This window comes from Vibrio sp. QJM3NY_26 (assembly GCF_057786005.1).
On sequence record NZ_CM173515.1, the window covers coordinates 635241 to 649115 of the forward strand.

Sequence of the window (13875 nt, forward strand, 5' to 3'; positions counted from 1 at the left end):
TCTAATTAGAGTCTTACATTCTCATATGTAAGAACAATAAGTCAGATAGGTTTGTTGAGATGCTCATTTTTTTGGAACAGGTCTCTAAGAAGAAATGAAGGGTGTGGTGAGTTTCACAGTGAATATGTGAGAGTTGGGGCATGTAAAGAGCCTTGGATTGAAAGGCTCTAGGGGGTTAGCGGGTAAAACAACCTTGATTAACCTTCTACTTCTTCCGGTTCTACTTCTTCTTGTAGTTCGAGTAAGTTGATCGCTATCGTGACGAAATCACTGTCGGTGATAATACCTACTAATTCGTGATCATCTACGACAGGCAAACAGCCCACTTTGTGTTTCTGCATATAAACAGCTGATTCTTTCAATCCTGCTCGTGGTTCTACAGACATTACGCTTTTGTGCATGATGTCGTTGAGCGGTGTAGCAAGAGTAAATGATTGAGCTTGTGGGATGTTTTGCAGGCTAGACTCTTGAGCGGCAAGAACGTCTCGTTGTGTGACGACGCCTAATAGTTTTCTGTCGGCATCAACAACTGGGATGTGGCGGATATCAAGCGCTTCCATCATGTGCTTAGCATCGGCCAGTGAGTGTGAGCGCAATAGGGTATGAGGGTTGCGAGTCATCATATCTTCAACCTTGATCATACGAACCTCCTTCTTTTTTATTTGTTGCTATTACTATAGTTTTTTATCCAAAAAATAACTGAGATCTGACGCATTCTTGGGTGAGTTTTATGCAACTAATTCTTTATTTTGAGGAGGTGAATCAGTAGCATTATTTTACGCCTCTTTACAATAATCCAGTGCTGTAAACCTTGCTATTGCGGCTCGTGTGCCTATACTAGCCCACTGCGAAATTTTTAGTCGTGTTTGTGATGTGTTTCTGGTAACGATTGACTTACCGTAACGATTGATCTGCAACCATGATTTATTATTCGTCAACAGCACAAATCTCATCAACTAAGACAAGACTACAAACATGCAAGTTTCAGATTTTCACTTTGACCTACCAGATGAACTCATTGCTCGCTACCCTCAAGAGGAGCGCACAGCAAGCCGCCTGCTTAAATTAGATGGCAATAGCGGTAACCTAGCTGATGGTTCGTTTAAAGACGTTTTAGACTTGGTTGAGCCAGGCGATCTTGTTGTTTTTAATAACACTCGCGTGATTCCTGCTCGAGTATTCGGTCGCAAGGCCTCAGGCGGTAAGCTTGAAGTGCTAGTGGAGCGTATGCTCGATGAGAAAAGCATTCTTGCGCATGTTCGTTGCTCTAAATCACCGAAGCCGGGCACTAAGTTGTTCCTTGGTGAGAACGATGAGTATGAAGCTGAAATGGTAGCGCGTCATGATGCGTTGTTTGAAATCCATTTCACATCCGATCAAAGCGTTCTAGAGATTCTTAACAGCGTTGGTCACATGCCACTGCCTCCTTACATCGATCGTCCTGATGAAGATGCAGATAAAGAGCGCTACCAGACTGTCTATAATGAAAAGCCGGGTGCGGTTGCAGCGCCAACAGCAGGTCTTCACTTTGATGACAAGCTCATGGCTGGCATGAAAGAAAAAGGTGTCGAGTTTGCTTACGTGACGCTTCACGTTGGTGCTGGCACGTTCCAGCCGGTAAAAGTAGATAATATCAACGATCACCACATGCACGCAGAGTACGTTGAAGTACCGCAAGAAGTGGTTGATGCCGTTGCAGCAGCAAAAGCTCGCGGCGGACGCATTATCGCTGTCGGTACAACCTCTGTGCGTTCACTAGAAAGTGCGGCTCAAGATGCATTGAAAAATGGCACTGAGTTAGTTCCTTTCTTTGGTGACACAGAAATCTTCATCTTCCCTGGTTATGAATACCAGTTGGTGGATTGCTTGATTACCAATTTCCACTTACCAGAATCAACACTGATCATGTTGGTGAGTGCATTTGCTGGTTATGACAATGTGATGGGCGCATACGATTACGCAGTGAAGAGCGAATACCGTTTCTTCAGCTACGGTGATGCGATGTTCATCAATAAGAAAACGAGCTAATTTTAGCTGGTTATAAACGATATAAGCAGAATTTACGGGTGCTAGCAGTAAGCTAGGAGTCGGGCAGGGTGTCTGTCTAATCTCTCGCAAGGAATACGCGACCGCTCCTCATAGAACTCGCTAGATTGAACTTATGTTTAGCTTAAGGTTCTGAATTATCAGTCAGATTGTTTCTCTGGCATATTGGAGGCTTCGTGAAATTAAAATACGAACTTAAAAAAACAAACAGCGGCGCACGTCGTGGTCAACTTCAGTTTGAACGCGGTAGCGTTGAAACACCAGCATTCATGCCTGTAGGTACTTACGGTACGGTTAAAGGCATGACTCCTGAAGAAGTGAAAGACACAGGTGCTGAAATCTTGCTAGGTAATACGTTCCACCTATGGTTACGCCCTGGTCAAGAGATCATGAAACTGCACGGTGACTTGCACGATTTCATGAACTGGAAAGGACCTATCCTGACTGATTCAGGCGGTTTCCAAGTATTCAGCCTAGGTGCGACGCGTAAAATCACTGAAGAGGGTGTTCACTTCCGTAACCCTGTAAACGGTGACAAGATCTTCATGGACGCTGAAAAGTCGATGGAAATCCAAAAGGATCTAGGCTCAGACATCGTAATGATCTTTGACGAATGTACGCCTTACCCTGCAACGCATAAAGAAGCTAAAGACTCAATGGAGATGTCTCTTCGTTGGGCTCAGCGTTCACGCAATCACTTTGACAAGCAAGAAAACCCGAACTCACTATTCGGTATCGTTCAAGGTGGCGTATACGAAGACCTTCGTGATGTATCCGTTAAAGGCTTAACAGAAATTGGTTTTGACGGTTACGCTGTTGGCGGCCTAGCAGTAGGCGAACCAAAAGAAGACATGCACCGTATTCTTGAGCACACATGCCCTCAACTGCCTGAAGATAAGCCACGTTACCTAATGGGCGTAGGCAAACCTGAAGACTTGGTTGAAGGTGTTCGTCGCGGTATCGACATGTTTGACTGTGTAATGCCAACGCGAAATGCACGTAATGGCCACCTGTTTGTCACTGAAGGTGTGATCAAGATCCGTAATGCGAAGCATAAAACGGATACAACACCACTAGATTCAGATTGTGACTGTTACACTTGTAAGAACTACAGCAAGTCGTACTTGCATCATTTGGATCGTTGTAACGAAATCCTAGGTGCTCGACTGAACACGATTCATAACCTGCGTTTCTACCAACGAATTATGTCAGACATTCGTCAATCTATTGATGAAGACCGTTTTGAAGAGTTCGTTGCTGAGTTCTACGCAAGAATGGGGCGTGAAGTGCCACCGTTAGGTAAAGAATCTTAGTATTTCTTTTTTTGCGAGCCCCATCTCTATTCCTAGAGATGGGGCTTGAAAATAAAGGGATACAACCCAATTAGACAAACAATTACCAAAATATAATAGAGGATGTTTTTAATGTTTATTTCTCAAGCTCACGCAGCAGTAGAAGGTGCACCAGCAGGCGGCGGTTTCGAAATGCTTATCATGCTAGGTATGTTCGCTGTGATCTTCTACTTCATGATCTACCGTCCACAAGCTAAGCGCGTAAAAGAGCATAAGAGCCTTATGTCTTCTATGGGCAAAGGCGATGAAGTTCTAACAAGCGGCGGTCTAATCGGTAAGATTACTAAGATTGCAGAAGACAGCGACTACGTTGCTATCGAACTGAACGCAAACAACGAAGTTGTTATCAAGAAAGACTTCGTTACAGCAGTGCTACCAAAAGGTACTCTGAAATCACTATAAACAGCTAGAGGATCCTCGCTGTGCTAAACCGTTATCCGTTATGGAAGTATTTGATGGTGGTGTTTGCCATCGCTATCGCCGCGTTGTACGCACTTCCGAATATATACGGTGAAGATCCGGCAGTTCAAGTTACAGGGGCGCGTGGCGCCTCTGTAGATCTGTCTACGCTGGATGCTGTCACCAATGCTCTGGAAGCAGAGAACCTTTCTACTAAATCCGTTGCTCTAGAAAACGGTTCCATTCTTGTTCGCTTTAACGATACAGATACGCAAATTAGTGCCCGTGATATCATCACAGAAGCACTAGGTGATGATGTTATCGTTGCTTTAAACCTTGCGGCTTCAACTCCTGATTGGCTTGAATCTATTGGTGCTGCACCAATGAAACTGGGTCTTGATCTACGTGGTGGTGTTCACTTCTTAATGGAAGTGGATATGGATGCTGCGATGCAAAAGCTAGTTGGCCAACAAGAAGAAGCCTTCCGTAGTGAACTTCGTGAAGAAAAAATTCGTTACCGTGCTATTCGCCCATCGGGTAAAGATGCAGTTGAAGTGATTCTACGTAACGAAGAGCAGCTTGCTGAAGCGAAATCGCTACTGCAATCTAAGCACCAAGATATGACGTTCGTAGATTCAGAATCTAATGGTCGTTTTTCTTTGGTTGCTCGTTTTACAGATGCTCGTCTTCAAGAAATCCGTAACTATGCAGTAGAGCAAAACATTACCATTTTACGTAACCGTGTTAACGAACTTGGTGTTGCTGAACCTTTGGTTCAACGTCAAGGTGCTAGCCGTATCGTAGTGGAATTGCCTGGTGTTCAAGACACGGCGCGCGCTAAAGAAATTCTTGGTGCAACGGCGACACTTGAGTTCCGTGAAGTTGATAGTAGTGCTGACTTAGCCGCTGCCGCTTCTGGTCGTGCCCCTGCGGGTAGCGAAATCAAGCAAGATCGTGATGGTCGCCCTGTGGTACTTAAGAAGCGCGTTATTCTAGGCGGTTCAAGTATTACTGATGCAAGCTCAAGTGTTGATGAATATGGTCGCCCACAAGTTAACATCTCGCTAGACAGCGAAGGTGGTAGCAAGATGTCTACATTCTCTCGTCAGAATATCGGTAAGCTTATGGCTACGGTATTTGCAGAGTACAAAGACAGCGGTCGTAAAACACCAGAAGGTCGAGTGATCTTAAGTAAGCACGAAGAAGTGATCAACCAAGCGACGATTCAATCTGCGCTAGGTCGTAACTTCCGTATTACGGGTATCGACTCAACGGCTGAAGCTCATAACTTGGCACTTTTACTACGTGCTGGTGCATTGATTGCACCTATCTCGATTGTAGAAGAACGTACGATTGGTCCATCTATGGGTCAACAAAACATCGATATGGGTATCATGGCGATGGTTTGGGGTATGGCTGCAGTAATGTTGTTTACTCTGCTTTACTACCGTACTTTCGGTTTGATTGCGAACGTTGCTCTGATGGCTAACTTGGTGTTGATTATCGGTGTGATGTCGATGATCCCGGGGGCTACTATGACTCTGCCAGGTATTGCCGGTATCGTATTGACGGTTGGTATGGCGGTCGATGCCAACGTACTTATCTTTGAGCGTATACGTGAAGAACTTCGAGATGGACGCAGTCCACAACAAGCGATTCACCAAGGTTATGCAAACGCATTTAGCACCATCGCCGATGCCAATATCACCACACTACTGACAGCAATTATTCTATTTGCTGTAGGTACAGGTGCAATTAAAGGCTTCGCGGTAACGCTGTCTATCGGTATCTTAACTTCAATGTTTACAGCTATTGTCGGAACACGTTGTATCGTGAATCTGATGTATGGCGGCAAACGCGTTAAGAAACTGTCGATCTAAGGCTAGGAATTAATATGTTTCAGATTCTAAAAGCAGAAAAAATGATCGACTTTATGCGTTGGTCAAAGGTTGCCTTTTTATTCTCAATCTTGATGATTGGTACTGCCATCTTTACCTTAACAACGAAATCGTTGAATTGGGGTCTAGATTTTACCGGTGGTACTCTGATTGAAGTGGGTTTTGAGCAACCAGCAAACCTACCTGATATCCGTAGTGCACTAGAAGCGGAAGGTTTCGGTGATGCAACGGTACAGAACTTTGGTTCTGCACGTGAGGTCATGGTTCGTTTACGTCCACGTGACGGTGTTGCTGGCGAAACGCTTGGTAACCAGATCCTGTCTGCAATTAAAGATGGTACTGGTGAGCAAGTTGAGATGCGTCGTATCGAGTTCGTTGGCCCTAATGTGGGTGACGAGCTAACAGAAGCGGGTGGCCTTGCTATCCTTGTTTCTCTGATCTGTATCTTGATCTATGTGTCAGTGCGATTCGAATGGCGTTTGGCAGCAGGTGCAGTACTAGCACTGGCGCACGACGTTATCATCACTCTGGGTGTGTTCTCTCTAATGCAAATTGAGGTGGATCTTACCATCGTAGCAGCCTTGCTAACGGTCGTCGGTTACTCCCTCAACGATACCATAGTCGTATTTGACCGTATTCGTGAGAACTTCCGTAAGATGCGTAAGGGTGAAGCACCCGAAGTACTGAACAGCTCAATCACACAAACATTGAGCCGTACCTTGATTACTTCTGGTACAACGTTGTTCGTAGTTATCGCGCTGTTCGCTCAGGGCGGTGCTATGATTCACGGCTTCGCGACTGCACTTCTATTGGGTATTACCGTTGGTACTTATTCTTCTATCTACGTTGCATCTGCACTCGCTATGAAGTTGGGTATTACGCGTGAACACCTAATGCCACCACAAGTGGATAAAGAAGGTGAAGAGTTTGACGAGATGCCTTAGGCCTTGGCTTAACAATTTTCGCTGAACCAAAAAAACCGCTAGGCAACTAGCGGTTTTTTTATGTCTGTACTTCATAGGTAAGCTTCTATTCTCGATGGGGCTTTGCAGTATGTATCATTCCGTAAATGCCGCTTGAGTGGTGACTCAAATGCAACTTACGGGATAAGTGATTGGTGTTCACTTTAACTAACCGCCATCTTGCTCGTATCTCGTATCTCGTATCTCGTATCTCGTATCGCAGATACAAAAAAGCCCCGCAATAGCGAGGCTTTGAAAATCTTCAGCTCTTAACTAAAGAGCATTAACGTAGGTCTGAATTACTTCAGCATACCTTCGTTAGAGTTCTCACGAACGTGCTTAAGAATAGACTTAACACCACGTGCGCTTGAAGCAACAACATTACCAGACGTCATGTAATCAGTACCGCCAGCAAAGTCAGTCATGATAGCGCCAGCTTCACGAGCGATTAGATCGCCAGCTGCTAGATCCCATGGCTTAAGGCCTAGTTCTAGGTAGCCGTCAACACGGCCAGCCGCTAGGTAACATAGGTCAAGTGCTGGAGAGCCAGTACGACGGAAGTCTGCACAATCAACGAATAGACCAGAGATGATCTTCATGAAAGATTCAGAGTGTTGTTTTTGCTTGAATGGGAAACCAGTCGCTAGAACAGTACCTTGAAGGTCTTTAAGTTGAGTAACACGCATACGAGCGTTGTTAAGTTGAGCACCAGAGCCACGTTGAGCTGTGAATAGCTCGTTTAGCATTGGGTCATAAACACAAGCAACTTCTGTACGACCGTTCATACGAACAGCAATAGATACAGAGAAGTGAGGGAAACCTTTTACAAAGTTGTTGGTGCCATCTAGTGGGTCAACGATCCATTGTACGTCAGAATCTTTACCTTCAGTCAGGCCTGACTCTTCAGAAATAATGCTGTGCTCTGGGTAAGATGATTTGATTGTCTCAATAATCATGTACTCAGCTTCTTGAGCAATGTTAGTAACGTAATCGTTGTTACCTTTTAGAGACGATTCGATCTTATCAGTTGTTTCTAGAGATTTAGCAATATGGTTGCCAGCTTTACGCGCAGCGCGTATCGCAATGTTTAGCATTGGATGCATATGGTTTTTCCCACAAGATGTTAAAGAACAATTTAAAGCGGCGGCGAGTATACCAAAGTTTCCCCAAAAGGGAAGTGGTTATTTTTTGAACTCTTAGTTTCACATTCCGAGAAGGGTCTGACCATTTTACTTTGCTATGTGTTAATATCTCGCGATTATTTTTAAAGTGGTGTCATATAGCATGTTAGACAATGTAAAAGTCGTTCTGGTTGGTACGTCTCATTCAGGGAATATCGGATCAGCAGCTCGCGCAATGAAAGTGATGGGTTTGAGTCAATTAGTTCTTGTAGACCCTCAATGTGAAGTTGACGAGCAGACCTTAGCACTGGCTGCGGGTGCGGGTGACATCGCAGAAAACGCGACCATTGTGTCTACATTGGATGAAGCAGTAAAAGACTGTGGTTTGGTGGTCGGTTCAAGTGCACGTTCAAGAACGCTTGAATGGCCAATGCTAGAGCCTCGTGAATGCGGACAAAAGTTTGCCGTTGAAGGTCAAAAGCACCCAGTCGCATTAGTCTTCGGCCGTGAGCGCACTGGCTTGACTAACGATGAGCTTCAGAAGTGCCACTTCCATGTATGTATCCCAGCCAACCCTGAGTACAGTTCATTGAACCTAGCGATGGCTGTGCAAACGCTAAGCTATGAAGTTCGCGTGGCACACCTTGATATGGTTGCGAGCCAATATCAGCCACAGCAACAAGATGAGTACCCACGTCACGAAGAACTAGAAATGTTCTATGAACACCTTGAAAAAGTGATCATTGATACCCAATTTATCTCTAAGGATAAACCGGGTCAGGTGATGAACAAGCTACGTCGTCTGTTCAGCCGAGCTCGTCCTGAACTGCAAGAGATCAATACTCTACGTGGCATTTTGACTTCAATTGAGAAGAGCAAAAACGACAAATAAAACCCACTCTGCTTGTAGGGATGAATACCTGACTAAAATAGTCAACTAAATACTTGACCAATTTAGTCGGGTATGGGAAAATTCCAACCACATAAACAATGTGGATACGGTGTGATATGAAACTTACATCTAAAGGAAGATATGCGGTAACAGCTATGCTAGATGTAGCACTGCATTCGCAAAAGAGCCCAGTACCTCTGGCTGACATTTCAGAGCGACAAGGCATCTCGTTATCTTACTTAGAACAACTATTTTCTAAGTTACGTAAAGCTGGCTTAGTTGCTAGTGTTCGTGGTCCTGGCGGTGGTTACCGTTTAGGTGCTGAAGCGAGCGACATCGCTGTCGGAACTGTGATTGCTGCAGTAGACGAATCAGTGGACGCAACTAAGTGTCACGGTCGAGCAGACTGCCAAGGTGGTAGTCGTTGTTTAACTCACACTTTATGGCGTGATTTAAGCTCCCGAATCAGCAGCTTCTTAAACGACATTACGCTCGGTGAGCTAATGAAAGATAACGAAGTTTTACAGATTTCTGATCGTCAAGATATCGATCTTGCGGTTAATAATGGTTTTGCACATAAAAATACGAGCACTACAACGATTAGTGCAGCACCTCACGGTGTTAATGCCCGCTCTTAGCGGTCAGTTTTTACATTGGAGTAGAAAATGAAACTGCCTATTTACTTTGACTATTCAGCTACATGCCCAGTCGATCCACGTGTTGCTGAAAAAATGGTTCAGTGCATGACGATGGACGGTAACTTCGGTAACCCTGCATCTCGTTCACACCGTTACGGCTGGCAGGCAGAAGAATCAGTAGATAATGCTCGTGAGCAAATTGCCGATCTACTAAATGCAGACCCACGTGAAATTGTTTTCACGTCAGGTGCTACAGAGTCAGACAACCTTGCTATCAAAGGTGCAGCGCACTTTTACGAGAAGAAAGGTAAGCACGTAATCACGTGTAAAACAGAACACAAAGCGGTTCTTGATCCATGTCGCCAACTAGAGCGTGAAGGTTTTGAGGTTACATACCTTGATCCAGAATCAAACGGCATCATTGATCTAGACAAGCTACAAGCTGCAATGCGTGAAGATACTGTTCTAGTTTCTATCATGCACGTAAACAACGAGATTGGTGTAATCCAAGATATCGGTGCAATCGGCGAATTATGTCGTGCACGCAAGATCATCTTCCACGTTGATGCGGCGCAGTCTGCGGGTAAAATCCTACTAGACGTAAAAGAGACGAAAGTTGATCTTATCTCTATGTCTGCACACAAAGCATACGGCCCTAAAGGCATCGGCGCTTTGTACGTTCGTCGTAAGCCACGTATTCGCCTTGAAGCGCAAATGCACGGTGGCGGCCATGAACGTGGTTTCCGTTCTGGTACTCTTGCTACTCACCAAATCGTGGGTATGGGCGAAGCGTTTGCTATCGCTAAACAAGATATGCAGAAAGATTACGATCACGCACTAGCACTTCGTGAGCGCCTATTGAAAGGTGTTCAGGATCTAGAAGCAGTAACCGTAAACGGCGACTTAGACCAACGTGTACCACACAACCTAAACGTGAGCTTCGCTTTCGTTGAAGGTGAGTCTCTGCTTATGTCTCTAAAAGACCTAGCAGTATCATCGGGTTCAGCATGTACATCAGCAAGCCTAGAGCCTTCATACGTTCTACGTGCTCTTGGTCTAAACGATGAACTGGCACACAGCTCAGTACGTTTCTCATTCGGCCGTTTCACAACGGAAGAAGAAATCGACTACGCGATTGCACAAATCCGTGTAGCGGTAAACAAATTACGCGACATGTCTCCTCTATGGGATATGTATAAAGAAGGGATTGATTTGAACACTGTTGAGTGGGCTCATCACTAATCTCACGGAAATAGAGGATTCGAGGTAACTATCATGGCATATAGCGAAAAAGTAATTGATCACTACGAAAACCCACGTAACGTAGGTTCGTTTGATAAAGAAGACCCAAGTGTAGGTAGCGGCATGGTTGGCGCACCGGCTTGTGGTGACGTAATGAAACTGCAAATCAAAGTATCTGCAGAAGGCATTATTGAAGACGCAAAATTCAAGACTTACGGTTGCGGTAGCGCAATCGCTTCTAGTTCACTGGTTACAGAGTGGGTTAAAGGTAAAAGTATTGATGAAGCAGCTGCTATTAAAAACTCTGAAATCGCAGAAGAGCTTGAGTTGCCACCAGTGAAAGTTCACTGTTCAATTCTTGCTGAAGATGCAATCAAAGCAGCTGTTGCGGATTACAAAAAGAAGCACTAATCGCTTCAATACCGTAATTACGTCGACAAAATAAGTAATATTTGGGAGCACCCTTTGTGCTCCCACCTGAGTTCTCAATTTATATAAAACACAAGGTTGTAGTATGGCCATCACCATGACAGATACGGCAGCAAGCCGAGTTCAAGCTTTCCTAGATAACCGTGGTAAAGGTCTCGGATTACGCTTAGCAGTAAAAACTACTGGCTGTTCGGGTATGGCGTATGTACTGGAATTCGTTGACGAGCTTAACGAAGAAGACGAAGTGTTTGAGCATTCAGGTGTTAAGGTCATCATTGATCCAAAGAGCCTAGTATACCTAGATGGTACTGAGCTTGATTATGTAAAAGAAGGCCTAAACGAAGGTTTTGAATTCAACAACCCGAACGCGAAAGGCGAATGTGGTTGTGGTGAGAGCTTCAATGTTTAAACGCTTGAATCGTTAAGCGTTGTAAGCGAAGAATAAAATTAGGCTCTGAACAAAGAGCCTAAACTTAGGACCACCTTTACATGAATCATTTCGAATTATTTGGGCTACCACTTCAGTTTCAACTGGATGGTAGCCTTCTTTCTTCTCAGTTTAGAGATCTGCAACGCCAATTCCATCCTGATAAATTTGCGATAGCTTCTGAGCGAGATCGCTTATTAGCCGTGCAAAAAGCAGCACAAATCAATGATGCGTACCAGGTATTGAAGAATCCAATTAGCCGAGCAGAATACCTGCTGGTTCAACACGGCGAAGACATTCGTGGCGAACAACAGACCATGCAAGATCCGATGTTCCTGATGGAGCAGATGGAATTGCGTGAAGAGCTAGAAGACATCGCAGACAGTTCTGATCCCGAAGATGCGCTATTTGCATTTGAAGGCAAGGTTAGCAAAATGTATAAACAACAATTAAGCGCTATCCAACAAGAACTCGAAAGCGAAGCTTGGCTTGAAGCTGCAGACCGAGTAAGAAAGCTTAAGTTTATTGCAAAATTAAAGAATGAAATCGAATTAGTTGAAGATCGTTTGATCGGCTAGTTTGTATAACAAGGACACCTCCATGGCACTACTTCAGATTGCAGAACCAGGGCAAAGCGCCGCTCCTCACCAGCATAAGCTTGCTGTGGGTATTGATTTAGGTACAACAAACTCGTTGGTTGCTGCAGTACGCAGTGGCGAGGCGAGTACACTCGTTGATCAACAAGGTCGAAGCATTTTACCTTCAGTTGTTCACTACCAATCGGAATCTTATACGACTGGTGATGAAGCGCGTGCAAATGCACAGACTGATCCTAAAAATACCATTATCTCAGTTAAGCGATTAATCGGTCGTTCACTGTCAGATATTCAACAGCGATACCCGTCTCTGCCATATCAGTTTGAAGAAAGTGATAATGGTTTGCCTGTGATTCGCACAGAGCAAGGCAACAAGAACCCAATTCAAGTATCAGCAGACATTCTGCGAGCGCTAGGTCAACGTGCTGAGTCAACACTAGGTGGCGAGCTATCTGGTGCAGTGATTACCGTTCCTGCGTACTTTGATGATGCACAGCGTGCAGGTACGAAAGACGCGGCGCAACTTGCTGGTCTTCACGTGTTACGCCTTCTTAATGAACCTACTGCCGCTGCGATTGCTTACGGTCTGGATTCAGGTAAAGAAGGCGTGATTGCCGTTTATGACTTGGGTGGTGGTACGTTTGATATCTCTATCCTACGCCTATCTAAAGGTGTCTTTGAAGTTCTAGCAACCGGTGGTGACTCTGCATTAGGCGGCGACGATTTTGACCATTTGATTGCAGAACATTTCCAAGCGCAAATGGGCTTATCAGAGCTAACGGCAGAACAGAACCGTATTCTTCTAGACGCAGCAACAGAAGCGAAGATTGGCTTATCTGAAGCTGAAAGTGTTGATGTTGATGTACTAGGTTGGTCTGGTTCATTAACTCGTGAAGAGTTCGAAGAGCTCATCAAGCCACTAGTTAAGAAAACGCTACTTTCGTGCCGTCGCGCACTGAAAGATGCTGAAGTTGACGCGGACGAAGTTCTGGAAGTGGTTATGGTTGGTGGTTCAACTCGTACCTTACTTGTCCGTGAAATGGTGGGTGGCTTCTTTGGTCGTACGCCATTAACCAGCATTAACCCTGATGAAGTGGTTGCGATTGGTGCGTCGATTCAAGCGGATATCTTAGTTGGCAACAAGCCTGACTCTGAGATGCTACTTCTAGATGTTATCCCACTTTCCTTAGGTATCGAAACTATGGGTGGCTTGGTCGAAAAGATCATTCCACGTAATACCACGATCCCTGTTGCTCGCGCACAAGAATTTACCACGTTCAAAGACGGTCAAACTGCAATGACAGTGCACACCGTGCAAGGTGAGCGTGAAATGGTCGACGACTGTCGTTCACTGGCTCGATTTGCTCTGAAAGGCATTCCGCCAATGACAGCAGGTGCTGCGCATATTCGTGTCACTTACCAAGTGGATGCTGATGGCCTGTTATCGGTTACCGCGATGGAGAAGAGCACTGGCGTTCAAGCTGAAATCCAAGTTAAGCCTTCTTACGGTCTAAGTGACAACGAAGTGGCTAGCATGCTGAAAGATTCGATGACGTTTGCAAAAGAAGACATGCAAGCGCGCGCTCTGGCTGAGCAACGCGTAGAAGCGGATCGTGTTATCGAAGGCCTTATTGCTGCAATGCAAGCCGATGGTGACGAGCTGCTTGATGAACAAGGAAAACAACAACTTGTTCAAGCGATTGAAGCACTGATCGAAGTGCGTAATGGCGATAATGCTGATGCCATTGAACTAGAAATTAAGAATACCGACAAAGCGAGCCAAGACTTTGCTTCTCGTCGTATGGATAAATCAATTCGAGCTGCACTGTCAGGTCAGTCAGTCGATAATATTTAATAGTTAGAGAATAGATAA

The 13875-nt window shown here is 44.9% G+C and carries 14 protein-coding genes; 12 read left to right on the top strand and 2 right to left on the bottom strand.

Translation table 11 applies throughout. The annotated features are described in order from the left end of the window. Nucleotides 1-197 precede the first annotated feature (197 nt). Nucleotides 198-641 (bottom strand): CBS domain-containing protein, encoded by a 444-nt coding sequence (locus tag AC3CH4_RS02765; RefSeq protein WP_017074102.1) that lies wholly within the window; start codon nucleotides 639-641, stop codon nucleotides 198-200. A gap of 334 nt (nucleotides 642-975) precedes the next feature. Here AC3CH4_RS02765 and queA point away from each other — a divergent pair, with 334 nt between their 5' ends. From queA to secF, 5 genes are all read left to right on the top strand, one after another. Next, the gene (queA, locus tag AC3CH4_RS02770; RefSeq protein WP_488543259.1) at nucleotides 976-2028 is read left to right on the top strand and encodes a tRNA preQ1(34) S-adenosylmethionine ribosyltransferase-isomerase QueA; all 1053 of its coding nucleotides are present in this window, start codon (nucleotides 976-978) and stop codon (nucleotides 2026-2028) included. A 194-nt stretch (nucleotides 2029-2222) separates the two neighbouring features. After that, entirely contained in the window at nucleotides 2223-3359 is a 1137-nt protein-coding gene (gene tgt, locus AC3CH4_RS02775; protein ID WP_004735086.1) for a tRNA guanosine(34) transglycosylase Tgt, read from the top strand. 111 nt (nucleotides 3360-3470) lie between these two features. Beyond that, nucleotides 3471-3800 (top strand): preprotein translocase subunit YajC, encoded by a 330-nt coding sequence (gene yajC, locus AC3CH4_RS02780; RefSeq protein ID WP_004735087.1) that lies wholly within the window; start codon nucleotides 3471-3473, stop codon nucleotides 3798-3800. Between the two features lie 20 nt (nucleotides 3801-3820). Further along, nucleotides 3821-5677: a protein translocase subunit SecD gene (secD, locus tag AC3CH4_RS02785; RefSeq protein WP_004735088.1), complete on the top strand. Its 1857-nt coding sequence runs from the start codon at nucleotides 3821-3823 to the stop codon at nucleotides 5675-5677. A gap of 14 nt (nucleotides 5678-5691) precedes the next feature. After that, nucleotides 5692-6639: a protein translocase subunit SecF gene (gene secF, locus AC3CH4_RS02790; RefSeq protein WP_004735089.1), complete on the top strand. Its 948-nt coding sequence runs from the start codon at nucleotides 5692-5694 to the stop codon at nucleotides 6637-6639. Between the two features lie 317 nt (nucleotides 6640-6956). Here secF and suhB read toward each other — a convergent pair whose 3' ends face one another. Then, nucleotides 6957-7760, bottom strand: a complete 804-nt coding sequence (gene suhB / locus AC3CH4_RS02795; RefSeq protein WP_004735090.1) for an inositol-1-monophosphatase — start codon at nucleotides 7758-7760, stop codon at nucleotides 6957-6959. A 181-nt stretch (nucleotides 7761-7941) separates the two neighbouring features. Here suhB and trmJ point away from each other — a divergent pair, with 181 nt between their 5' ends. The 7 genes from trmJ to hscA all read left to right on the top strand — a co-directional run bounded on the left by trmJ (nucleotide 7942) and on the right by hscA (nucleotide 13857). Further along, complete coding sequence (gene trmJ, locus AC3CH4_RS02800; protein WP_004735091.1) at nucleotides 7942-8670, top strand: tRNA (cytosine(32)/uridine(32)-2'-O)-methyltransferase TrmJ; 729 nt, start codon at nucleotides 7942-7944, stop codon at nucleotides 8668-8670. A 116-nt stretch (nucleotides 8671-8786) separates the two neighbouring features. Then, nucleotides 8787-9308 (top strand): Fe-S cluster assembly transcriptional regulator IscR, encoded by a 522-nt coding sequence (iscR, locus tag AC3CH4_RS02805; protein WP_017079865.1) that lies wholly within the window; start codon nucleotides 8787-8789, stop codon nucleotides 9306-9308. Nucleotides 9309-9335: 27 nt separating this feature from the next. Continuing rightward, entirely contained in the window at nucleotides 9336-10550 is a 1215-nt protein-coding gene (locus AC3CH4_RS02810) for an IscS subfamily cysteine desulfurase (RefSeq protein ID WP_488543260.1), read from the top strand. Between the two features lie 33 nt (nucleotides 10551-10583). Continuing rightward, nucleotides 10584-10961, top strand: coding sequence for a Fe-S cluster assembly scaffold IscU (iscU, locus tag AC3CH4_RS02815; protein WP_004735094.1), 378 nt, complete (start codon nucleotides 10584-10586; stop codon nucleotides 10959-10961). Nucleotides 10962-11064: 103 nt separating this feature from the next. Further along, nucleotides 11065-11388, top strand: a complete 324-nt coding sequence (iscA, locus tag AC3CH4_RS02820) for an iron-sulfur cluster assembly protein IscA (protein WP_004735095.1) — start codon at nucleotides 11065-11067, stop codon at nucleotides 11386-11388. Nucleotides 11389-11468: 80 nt separating this feature from the next. Beyond that, entirely contained in the window at nucleotides 11469-11984 is a 516-nt protein-coding gene (hscB, locus tag AC3CH4_RS02825; RefSeq protein ID WP_009848288.1) for a co-chaperone HscB, read from the top strand. 22 nt (nucleotides 11985-12006) lie between these two features. Beyond that, entirely contained in the window at nucleotides 12007-13857 is a 1851-nt protein-coding gene (gene hscA, locus AC3CH4_RS02830) for a Fe-S protein assembly chaperone HscA (RefSeq protein WP_102457601.1), read from the top strand. The last annotated feature ends 18 nt before the right edge of the window (nucleotides 13858-13875 follow it).